The sequence below is a fragment of the Kosmotoga sp. DU53 genome, from assembly GCF_001639905.1.
In the GTDB taxonomy this organism is placed as follows: Bacteria; Thermotogota; Thermotogae; order Petrotogales; family Kosmotogaceae; genus Kosmotoga; species Kosmotoga olearia.
In genome coordinates this window covers 1-9,645 of sequence record NZ_JGCK01000049.1, presented here as the reverse complement: position 1 = coordinate 9,645, position 9,645 = coordinate 1, and the positions used below count along the sequence as shown (strand labels likewise).

Here is a 9,645-nt window from a genome sequence, read left to right as displayed (position 1 = left end):
TAGTGGGTTCATATCTTGGGAAGAGTTGCAAGTGCAAAGATTTTACTCGAACACTGGGAAGGGCAATGCTTTACCAGGAAACGGTACCTCAGTTGGTCCGTACGGATAATGGAAGCCTGTTTACAGCTAATTACACCCGGGAATATTTTGTAAAAGAACGAGATAATCCAGGAATTTGGGATAAAGCACCACCCTGATTCCCAGGCTTTTATTGAATCACAGCATTCGAATGTGCAAAGGGAATTTGTGGCTATGAATGTGTTTGAGAGAGCGGAAGACGTTTACCGGAAATACCAGGTGTACATGGATTTCTATCATAATCTCAGACCACATGGTTCTTTGAAATACATGACACCACAAGCCTTTAAGAAACAGTGCAATATTTCTTTGATTCAATCCGTTAAAGCTTGATCTCGTTAACCCGTGTCTCATTATTGGGGGTCAGACCAACACGAACTCCTGATAAGAATCCGAGAATCCGAGAATCCGAGAACCGAGAAAGCCGCTGCGCGGCGACACGAATCCCTGCGGGATTGATACGACCGGCTTCGCCGGTGATACGAACTCCTTTGGAGTTGACCCGAACTGCTGCGCAGTTGACACGCGCCTTCGGCGGATAAATCATCGAGAAGCCGAGAACCGAGAGAGCCGCTGCGCGGCGGATACGAATCCCTTTGGGATTGTTACGACTGGCTACGCCAGTGGTGCGAACCACTTCGTGGTTGTCTCGAACTGCTGCGCAGTTGTCTCTGGAAAATGGGGACAGTCCACAAAAGGGACAGTCCCCATTTTCTGCAGGTATTCAAAAAACGTAGTGTGTTGAGTCATTTAATCGAAACGTTGGTACAGCTTTTCAACCGCAATTGCTCTTTATGAATTCTAATACTTCCTGGACGTGCCCCTTTACTTTTACCTTTCTATATTCTTTGATTAGAATGCCGTCTTTGTCTATAACAAAGGTGGATCTTTCTGTTCCTAGATACTCTTTTCCGAACCTTTTCTTAGGTTTAAGCACGTCGAAGATCTTGTGTACCTTTGCCTCTGGGTCGCTGAGCAGGTGAAAGTTCAAATTCAGTTTCTTTGCAAAATTCATGTGTGATTTGACGCTGTCTTTGCTGACACCCAGTACTATGGTGTTCAGAGCCTCGAAATCCTTTAAATGGTCTCTGAAGTCCTGAGCTTCAAGTGTGCATCCTGGTGTATTATCTTTGGGATAAAAATACAACACAACACACTTGCCGCGAAAAGATGACAGAGTAACGCTTTCACCATTCTCATTTTCTAAAGTGAAATCTGGAACAGGTTTTCCAACTATCGCCTTGCTTTCCATAATCATCCCCCTTTTCTTCGCTTTGCGAATAATACTGAGCTGAACATGCCTATTTCTTCTGGTATTGAGAAAACATATCTGGATAAAATTGTTTCGGATTTGAAATACCGATATACTCCCCTATTGGATAACGTCTCTGAAACACACGCGGAGGTTTGGCACCCTTTGGAATCAGCATTATCTTGAGTCCGCTTTTCTTTTCCTCTTCCGTGAAAAACCTTTGATCCACCCGATAGTTAAAATAATACAGGTAGGGAGCTATCCACTTTAGATATACACTTTTCTCGGTCCCGGATGAGCCGATAAGTTTCAATCTGCTTCCATTATCAGTAATAGCTGCCTGAAATTCCACCGCATTAAGCGGAAGCCCATCAAGTTCTGGCATAACATCCCATTTCGGATCAAGGAACACCCATTTTTTATACTCATCCATCCACACCTCAACAGCCACGTGTCCAGCTCCAGAGGTGGCTGTTTCCACATCTTTTCTCATGAGGCCAAGAACTCTTGATGGGAAACTCATAGATCTAGCAACTGCAGCAGTTACAATGGCGTATTCCACACATCTGAAATTCTTTCCTGTTGAGGCCTCTTCAAGTATAGTTAAAGGGTCTTCCCTGGATGGTTCATTATTCCCGTTGTGCTTCCACCTATCGTAAACCCATTTCATCAAACGTTTTAACTTCTCATAATCACTATGGACACCAGCCACTACTTCATCAAGATGATATTTCTCTCTAAGCTCTCTCATTTTCGAACTGTTGAGATCATCCATTTTCACTTCAGGAAGAGAAACAACTTCTTTATAATTCCATTCTAGCAAACGATTTACCCCCTTTTTTGAATCTATCGCGTCTAGAGTATAGCATCCTCTCTACAAGAGCACTAGTTTACGCTAAATCTATTTTGCAGCCAAAATCAAAATGGAGACAGTCTGCATTTTCTGATAGCTAAAAAAGTTATAATAAACGATGAAGTACTCAAGTTTTAGGAGATGGTTTTTTGAATATAACGCTAATAATTTTTCCTGGATCTGATAAAGAAAGGCTTGCAGAAGCTTTTGAGATAAGGAGAGAAGTTTTTATAGAAGGCCAGGGAATTGCTGAAGCTATTGAAATTGATGGGCTGGATCCTGAGGCTGTACACTTTCTTATGAGGTGTGATGGTAAAGCTGTGGGTACCTGTAGAGTCAGGGAAGTTGAAAATGGGATCTGGAAGTTAGAGCGCTTTTCCATTAGAAAACCTTATCGCGGTATGAAACTGGGAACCAGGCTCTTAGAATTTGTTGAGTCTCAGGCGAGAAATAAAGGTATATACAGAATTATAATGAATGCCCAGCTTTCAGCTTCAGGCTTTTATTTGAAAGCTGGTTATGTAAAAGATTCAGAGGAATTCGAAGAGGCAGGGATTATTCACATTAAGATGTATAAAGATTTGTTGCTTTAGAATTGATAAGAAAATGAGGACAGTCCTGTTATGGACTGTCCTCATTTTCTTTCTTGTTTATGATTCTTTCATGAGTCCATTGTTGTTATTCAGTCTATGTCTTGACAAAAAATATTTGTGATATGATTTGGGTGCGTATTTTATAGTATTGAGGGGTCTGGTTTGAGAATTCTGGATGAGAAGTTCAGACGAAATAAGTCACGTTATATTTTTCAGACATTGCTCATGGGACTCTCAGTAATGGGCATCTTGTTCTTGCTGGATACCATTTCTGAAGCAGCAGTGATAGCGTCCTTTGGGGCCAGCTCTTTCATAGTTTTTACTATACCTCATAAAAAAGCTTCCAGACCCAAATATATAATTGGCGGAAACGCCTTTGGTGTATTAACAGCCTTTTTTCTTCACATTTTTAGCCTTATAACCGGCCTCAATGGAAGCAAATATGAGATAATTTACGGAGCCACTGCTGTTGGACTCGCTATGTTTCTAATGATTATGACAGATACTGAACATCCTCCTGGTGCCGGGCTTGCCTTTGGACTTTCTCTTGATGGATTTGATGTTAGAACAGCCATTATAACCCTTCTGGCTTTAATATTGCTGAGCGTTATCAAGAAGGTATTGAAACCTCTCTTGATAGACCTGCTTTGAACTTTCAGGAATAAATTAAAAGTATAGAGAAAATAGTAGGGTCAATAGGTGGCGATCTGTAGAAAAAAGGGACAGTCCAGTTCCCTTCTTCTAAAGCAATCTCTTTAACCATGTCGGAGTAAAATCTATTGAGTTTGTACATAAGGAAGCCAGGAAACTCTGGGACTATTTACAAATCCAAAGATTAAGCTTTTTCGACTGCGGCTAACACGCTGGCGTAATCCGGTTCTTCGCCCGGATTATCGGTAACCCACCTGTACGTTATGATACCTTCGGGGTTTACCACGAATACACTTCTTTTTGAAGCAGTGTACCCTTTCATCTCTGCAAAGTCTTCATGTACACCACCGTATCTCCTTGAGACCTCTCTGGTGTAATCGGACAACAGTTCAAAAGATATCATGTTCTGTTCTTTGAAAGCTTTGTTTGCAAAAGGACTATCCACACTTATACCCAATATAACTGCATCAAGCTTCCCAAATTTTGTAATGCTGTCTCTGAACGTGCATAGTTCTTTTTTGCACACACTCGTAAAAGCCCCAGGATAGAAGACAAGGACTACTTTTTTTCCTCTGAATTGTGACAATTTAACTTTTTCCAGATTAGTACTGAAAAGTTCAAAATCAACAGCTTTATCACCAGTATCCAACATTTTGAACACCTCCTGTGTTTACCCTATCATGATTCGATGATGAATATCAACATTTTGCGTTATAGAAGACAGCTTAGAAAATGGGAACAAACAATTGATAATGCGACGTTTGCGACGAAAAACACGAGAATCCGAGAGCCGAGAACCGAGATAGCCGCTGCGCGGCTGGTAAGCACGCTTCGCGTGGGTAAGCCCGGCTGTGCCGGGGGTAAGCCTGACTTCGTCAGGGGTGAGCACTCCTTCGGAGTGGGGGAATTATAGACGCTTGCGACGAAAAACATGAGAATCCGAGAGGGCCGCTACGCGGCGGATACGAATCCCTTTGGGATTGATCCGAACTCTTTCAGAGTTGTCACGAACTCCTTCGGAGTTGACCCGAACTGCTTCGCAGTTGACACGCGCCTTCGGCGGATAAAATCCAGGGATGAAATCCTGAATCAAGTTCAGAATGACAGGTCAAGAAAATGGGGACAGTCCACTGCGGGACAGTCCCCATTTTCAATCTCCTATTCGTATTCCAATTGATAACTGTCGGCTATTCTACTTCAGGCCAGAAGCCAGGGAAACTACTTTTTTCGAGTTCTACTCTCAGTTCTCCACAAAATTCCACGTCAATTCCAGGACTGAATTGAAGTGCTTTGATTTGAACTCCATTTTTTGAAGCCTCATTTAAAGCCTCTGATAGCTCCGGGTCCCTCTCGAAAAAGGGGCTGAATTTCAGTGCATCTTTCCTCACTATCATGAAAAATATCCAGCTGTGAAAGCCTTCAGAATTGAGCCTTATTAGTTCCTTTATGTGCTTTGTCCCCCTTTTCGTGGGAGCGTCGGGAAATCTCGCCGTCCCCTCGGCATCGATGAGATTTACCGATTTTAGTTCGATGTAGTGTTTACCGTTATCACTTTCAATATAAAAATCAAGCCGCCCGTGGTTTACTACGGGTTCTGGTTTTACATACTTAACCTTTCCAAAATGGCGAAGAATTTTTTCATCGATCAACCAGCGAAACAAAAGGTTTGGTAACCGCGAATCTACGCTTACCAAAAGAGGTTCACCGGTGGGAAAGGCTTTGGTCTTTACAAGAAGAAGGTCATGCTCTGTTTTACCACTATTTCTCCTCTTCTCCAGAATTACCTCGTTTCCCGGAAGGAGAAGCTCTTCAAGTCTTCCTGGATCTGGTAGATAAACCTTTTTCTTTTTTCCAGATAGTTCCACAATAGCAGTAAAGCGGTTTGGCCTTTCGATAAATTTCGCGTTCTCAGGTTTTCTGATCCATTTGTATTTTTTCATCTCTTTCATTATATCAGAGCCAGCAGAGCTGTCGAAGTGCTGGACTTCCGTCCAGGACGCTTGCGAGGCTGAGGTTTGCAGACGCTGATAAAAATCCGAGATCCGAGAGTCCGAGAACCGAGAGAGGCGCTGCGCGGCGGATACGAATCCCTTCGGGATTGTCACGAACTCCTGATAAGAATCCGAGAATCCGAGAGGGCAAGAAATTCCCTGCTTCGCAGCGGCCGTATTGGGCTTCGCTCAGGCTACGCGTTCCTACGGAATGGCTTTGCGCCTTCGGCGGAATAGAAAATGTCTTATTCCGGCTCGAAGGGCCGCATAGCCGCGACGAAGGAGCGCATGTCCACACGCAGTGTGCTAGTCCTAACGAAGTCAGCGTGTCGCGCGTGCTCTTCGCGTTGGTACAACTGGCTTCGTCAGTGGTACGAACTCCTTCGGAGTTGGTGTAACCGACTATTTGTCTTCTTTTATCGTCATTGGCTGACCACAACAGACCAATTCGCCGCCTCCAACTTCCTTTACTTCTACAACATTTCCACAGATTTCGCACACGAAAATCTGTCCCTTAGTCGTTACTTTAGGCATTCTCTTTCGCTCCTTTCCCTTAAGCTTAACTTAATTCTAAGATAAACTATATGGAATCCAAAGCTTTGGATAGTATTGGTTTTAGTGCTAACAGGTTATAGAATCTTATTGGGGGGTAACTATATGAAAAATATCGAAATAGCTTTCGGTTTTTTCCCGTATGAAAGAATAAAGATTGCAAAGTTACTTTACGAACCATTTAGCGAAAAAGTAAAACCTATTTTCGGTTCAAAAGAAAAAAGTATTGAAATATACTCAAGATACCTGAAAAGTGACGGGATAATTGTGGCCAGAAAAGACGGAGAAATTTTAGGTGTCGCTGGAATAAAAACCAAGAAAAACAATTGGCTTGAAATCGGCGTCTTAGATGCTTTAAAAGAATTCGGGATCTCCATATTCAGAGTAGCATTCCTAGGATTGGCGTTAAAAAAGAGTGCTAAAAATGGTCTCCTTTTAGACGTTATAACCGTTGTAAAAGAAGCAAGAGGCAAAGGAATCGGAACAGCGCTTTTGAGTTTCATAATTGATTTTGCAGAAAAAGAAAGGTTGCCTATGATCAGGCTCTTTGTAATAGAGCAGAACATTAAAGCGAGAAAATTATACGAAAGGATGGGTTTTAAAATTATAAAATTTCATACCCTGCCCTTTCCATGGAGAAAGATTTTCGGCTTCAAAGGCTCCTTTGAAATGGTGTACAGTCCGAGTAAAATTGGGACAGTCCACCAAAAAACATCGAGAGTCCGAGAACCGAGAGGGCCACTACGCGGCCACGAGAGACGAAGATGAATCAAAGTAAAAAAGGACAGGACAGACTCTAATATTTACAAAAGATACGACTGGCTGACGCCAGTGAGGCGAACTCCTTCGGAGTTGATGCAAACTGCTTCGCAGTTGACATTGCTTAAAATAGGAGCTACAGTCAAAACAGAAAATGGGGACAGTCCACTGCGGTACAGTCCCCATTTTCTGTTATCGGGGTCAATTATATGATATCAATATACTGTGAAGATAAATTCATACCATGCTGTTACGTCGGTTGTATCTGCAGAACCAGGTAGCACATTAAAATAAGAAGGCATTGGTCCATTCCATGCGTCACTCAATATATTCTTAACAATGGTAAAATCAACATCTTCTTTGGTGTACACAATAACATCATAGGTTCCAGGGCTGGTTATATAATATGCGACACCATAGTTGTCAGTATCAATATCTCTTCCAAGCTCATTAATAGATGCTGGAATTTCACCATCAATATAAAGTTTGTTTTCAAAGGCATTGGCAAGTGTTTTCAAGTTCTGCGCAACTTTTGTAGCCTGTGCTTTTTTGATCGCGTTTAACGCAACTGGTGTAATTATGGCGATCAATGCAGCAATAACCGCTAAAACGATCAAAAGCTCAACGAGTGAAAATCCTCTTTTTCTCACCTACATCCCTCCTTTAAAGAATAGTAGTAGTCTTTGCTTCAATCATCTGTATGCAAAATTGTGCCAATTAGGAGTCGCTATTAGCAATGAAAATAAGAAAATGGAGGTACTCCACTGTGCGCTGCTGCGCAGCGGATATGGAAAATGGGGACAGTCCACCAAAAAAACTTCGAGAGTCCGAGATCCGAGAAGGTGAGAGGGCCGCTATGCGGCGAAAGTGCTGAGCTGCGCTCAGGAGGCTCACGACGTTGACGCTCACGAGGTTGAGGCTTGCAGACGCTGATAAAAATCCGAGAATCCGAGAGAGCCGCTGCGCGGCGGACACGAATCCCTTCGGGATTGACCCGAACTCCTGCGGAGTTGTTGCGAACCACTTCGTGGTTGTTACGAACTGCTTTGCAGTTGAAAAAGCTGTCATTCTGGAGATGTTTTATCCAGAATCTTATTTTCTTAAGTACGAGATCCTGAATCAAGTTCAGGATGACGAATGTACAAAAGCTCGGTAAGCACGCTACGTGTGAGTGAGCCTCGAAAAACAGGTACAGTCCACTACGACACAGTCCCTGTTTTCTTCTTTGACGCTCACTTAAATGAAAGCGCTGAAAGTTATGATGTCTTGCGTTTAAATATAAGGAAAATTGCTATGATTGCTCCGGCTACTATAAAACCTGAATAACCCATAATCCTAAAACCCGTTACTGTTTGAAAGTACTCTATGAGATAACCACCGATAATTGACCCAAAAATATATGTTAATCCTGAACTTGTTAGCCAGAAAAGGCTTTGAGCATTGGTTAGGTATCTTTCGGGTAATCTGAAATGTATATAGTTAAAAAGGGCGTAATACATCAAGATGTACGTGAGCCCGTGAAGAGCCTGGGTTAGCAACAAAGGCACCAGTCCCGAGACATAAGTAACCAGCACAACTCTCAAAGCACTTACCAGCATGCCGACTACAAGAACACTGAAATTTCCAAACTTTCTTATGATCTTTTCTGCGAAAAACAGGAAAGGAATCTCTGTAATCGCCATGAAAGAAAAGACAAGTCCTACAACCGATTTATCATAGCCCATTTCTCGAGATAAAACAGGAAAAAAGGTGTTATGAAAACTTCCTAGAGTTACACCGAAGATCATTCCAACGGTCATAAGAACAAAAGTAAACAGGTTTCCGTTTCTTATAAACACCGTTTTTGGCTTTTCCTGTATTTTCTTGTTATTCTTTCTTTTTATATTTATCACAATGGGAGCGATAAAAAGGCTGATTGAAGCGACTATGAAATACCAGATGAAACCCCATTTAACCAGATAACTCAAAAGCAGTGCTGTAATAGAAAAACCTATGGTACCAAAGAGTCTGATTTTATCGAAAGTGCCACCGTGCTTTTTTATGGAAGCCATCATAAGAGAATCACCAAGGGGGACAACGGCCGAGAAGAAAAAGGAAAAGGCGGCAATTGAAATGAGGCCAAGAATGAAATTTCTCGAAATGTATATTGGCCAGAATAAAAAGCCCGAAATGAGCGAAACAATTATGAAGGCTTTTTTATCCGTAATCCTTGATCCCACTCTAAACCAGAATGGATTTGAAATCAATGCTACAAGGGGTAGCATAGCCACCAAATAGCCAATCTCCACGGGACTGAAACCCGCGATATCAAAGAATTGGCCAAGCATGCTTCTTGCAGCAAAGCTGGAATATGTAAGTGCTTCAAAGATAAAATCCCAGATAAACAAATCAAACTCCCCTAAAAATGTACGTTTAATAAAGATTATAGACCCATGTGGCTGGAAGTACCATGACCCATCTCTACGTAACGTGATCGGGTAGGAAGGATAGAAGAACAATAAAAGACACAAAGATTCTTCGAATATTTTTTCGGTTGATAATGTCAGTAGTGGCAGGTCGATTCGAACAGTTGATTTTACGAAATCTATTCATTTTCCTGAACAAGCAACGAGTTCATCGATTTCATTATCTCTTCGAGGTTTTCTCTCAATACTTTGACAATATCCTGGTCTAATGCCATATTTTCCATTATTCTGATTGCTTCTTCAGGTGTCATACCAGGACGATAGGGCCTATCGCTCACCAGTGCATCGAATACGTCTGCTACGGCTAGAATACGGGCAAGAAGCGGTATTCTATCTTTCGAGAGTCCCTCAGGATAGCCGCTCCCATCTGTCCTCTCGTGATGGTAAAGTATGATAGGTGCCAAATCCTGCAGTTGATGAATTTTACCAATTACGTTTGCGCCAATTTCAG

At 42.2% G+C, this 9,645-nt stretch carries 12 protein-coding genes and 1 pseudogene; 5 read left to right on the top strand and 8 right to left on the bottom strand.

The annotated features are described in order from the left end of the window. A pseudogene (locus tag DU53_RS11940) lies at window positions 1–411 on the top strand (integrase core domain-containing protein); the annotation flags it as partial. A gap of 442 nt (window positions 412–853) precedes the next feature. Here DU53_RS11940 and bcp read toward each other — a convergent pair. After that, entirely contained in the window at window positions 854–1,330 is a 477-nt protein-coding gene (gene bcp, locus DU53_RS06770; RefSeq protein ID WP_063728193.1) for a thioredoxin-dependent thiol peroxidase, read from the bottom strand. 49 nt (window positions 1,331–1,379) lie between these two features. Then, the gene (locus tag DU53_RS06765) at window positions 1,380–2,153 is read right to left on the bottom strand and encodes a transglutaminase-like domain-containing protein (RefSeq protein ID WP_063728191.1); all 774 of its coding nucleotides are present in this window, start codon (window positions 2,151–2,153) and stop codon (window positions 1,380–1,382) included. Window positions 2,154–2,332: 179 nt separating this feature from the next. Here DU53_RS06765 and DU53_RS06760 point away from each other — a divergent pair, with 179 nt between their 5' ends. Together DU53_RS06760 and DU53_RS06755 are read left to right on the top strand one after the other, a co-directional pair. Then, window positions 2,333–2,776, top strand: coding sequence for a GNAT family N-acetyltransferase (locus tag DU53_RS06760; RefSeq protein ID WP_082853863.1), 444 nt, complete (start codon window positions 2,333–2,335; stop codon window positions 2,774–2,776). A 162-nt stretch (window positions 2,777–2,938) separates the two neighbouring features. Then, window positions 2,939–3,427 (top strand): HPP family protein, encoded by a 489-nt coding sequence (locus DU53_RS06755; RefSeq protein WP_063728190.1) that lies wholly within the window; start codon window positions 2,939–2,941, stop codon window positions 3,425–3,427. Between the two features lie 184 nt (window positions 3,428–3,611). Here DU53_RS06755 and DU53_RS06750 read toward each other — a convergent pair whose 3' ends face one another. The 3 genes from DU53_RS06750 to DU53_RS06740 all read right to left on the bottom strand — a co-directional run bounded on the left by DU53_RS06750 (window position 3,612) and on the right by DU53_RS06740 (window position 5,952). After that, window positions 3,612–4,079 carry a peroxiredoxin gene (locus tag DU53_RS06750; RefSeq protein ID WP_063728188.1) on the bottom strand — a complete coding sequence of 156 codons (468 nt, stop codon included), beginning with the start codon at window positions 4,077–4,079 and terminating at the stop codon, window positions 3,612–3,614. 535 nt (window positions 4,080–4,614) lie between these two features. Then, a complete protein-coding gene (gene sfsA / locus DU53_RS06745) occupies window positions 4,615–5,376 on the bottom strand; it encodes a DNA/RNA nuclease SfsA (protein WP_063728186.1) in 762 nt (253 codons plus the stop codon). Between the two features lie 444 nt (window positions 5,377–5,820). Next, window positions 5,821–5,952 (bottom strand): desulfoferrodoxin FeS4 iron-binding domain-containing protein, encoded by a 132-nt coding sequence (locus DU53_RS06740; protein WP_015868596.1) that lies wholly within the window; start codon window positions 5,950–5,952, stop codon window positions 5,821–5,823. A gap of 123 nt (window positions 5,953–6,075) precedes the next feature. Between DU53_RS06740 and DU53_RS06735 the strand changes: the two genes are divergently transcribed. Further along, on the top strand, window positions 6,076–6,738 hold the full coding sequence (locus tag DU53_RS06735; protein WP_063728185.1) for a GNAT family N-acetyltransferase: 663 nt from the start codon (window positions 6,076–6,078) through the stop codon (window positions 6,736–6,738). Window positions 6,739–6,944: 206 nt separating this feature from the next. Here DU53_RS06735 and DU53_RS06730 read toward each other — a convergent pair whose 3' ends face one another. Further along, window positions 6,945–7,379, bottom strand: coding sequence for a type II secretion system protein (locus tag DU53_RS06730; RefSeq protein WP_063728183.1), 435 nt, complete (start codon window positions 7,377–7,379; stop codon window positions 6,945–6,947). 248 nt (window positions 7,380–7,627) lie between these two features. On the opposite strand from DU53_RS06730, the gene DU53_RS06725 reads away from it, so the two are divergent. After that, window positions 7,628–7,885 (top strand): hypothetical protein, encoded by a 258-nt coding sequence (locus DU53_RS06725; RefSeq protein WP_063728180.1) that lies wholly within the window; start codon window positions 7,628–7,630, stop codon window positions 7,883–7,885. Window positions 7,886–7,985: 100 nt separating this feature from the next. Here the strand turns inward: DU53_RS06725 and DU53_RS06720 are convergent, their stop codons facing one another. Beyond that, window positions 7,986–9,116, bottom strand: coding sequence for an MFS transporter (locus DU53_RS06720; RefSeq protein ID WP_082853862.1), 1,131 nt, complete (start codon window positions 9,114–9,116; stop codon window positions 7,986–7,988). A gap of 197 nt (window positions 9,117–9,313) precedes the next feature. Further along, window positions 9,314–9,645 (bottom strand): HD-GYP domain-containing protein (locus tag DU53_RS06715; RefSeq protein WP_153020836.1); only part of this gene is annotated, 332 nt, incomplete at its 5' end.

Coding starts and splice junctions, on each gene's coding strand:
- bcp (WP_063728193.1), bottom strand. CDS start 1,330: ATGGAAAGCAAGGCGATAGTTGGAAAACCTGTTCCAGATTTCACTTTA.
- DU53_RS06750 (WP_063728188.1), bottom strand. CDS start 4,079: ATGTTGGATACTGGTGATAAAGCTGTTGATTTTGAACTTTTCAGTACT.
- sfsA (WP_063728186.1), bottom strand. CDS start 5,376: ATGAAAGAGATGAAAAAATACAAATGGATCAGAAAACCTGAGAACGCG.
- DU53_RS06740 (WP_015868596.1), bottom strand. CDS start 5,952: ATGCCTAAAGTAACGACTAAGGGACAGATTTTCGTGTGCGAAATCTGT.
- DU53_RS06735 (WP_063728185.1), top strand. CDS start 6,076: ATGAAAAATATCGAAATAGCTTTCGGTTTTTTCCCGTATGAAAGAATA.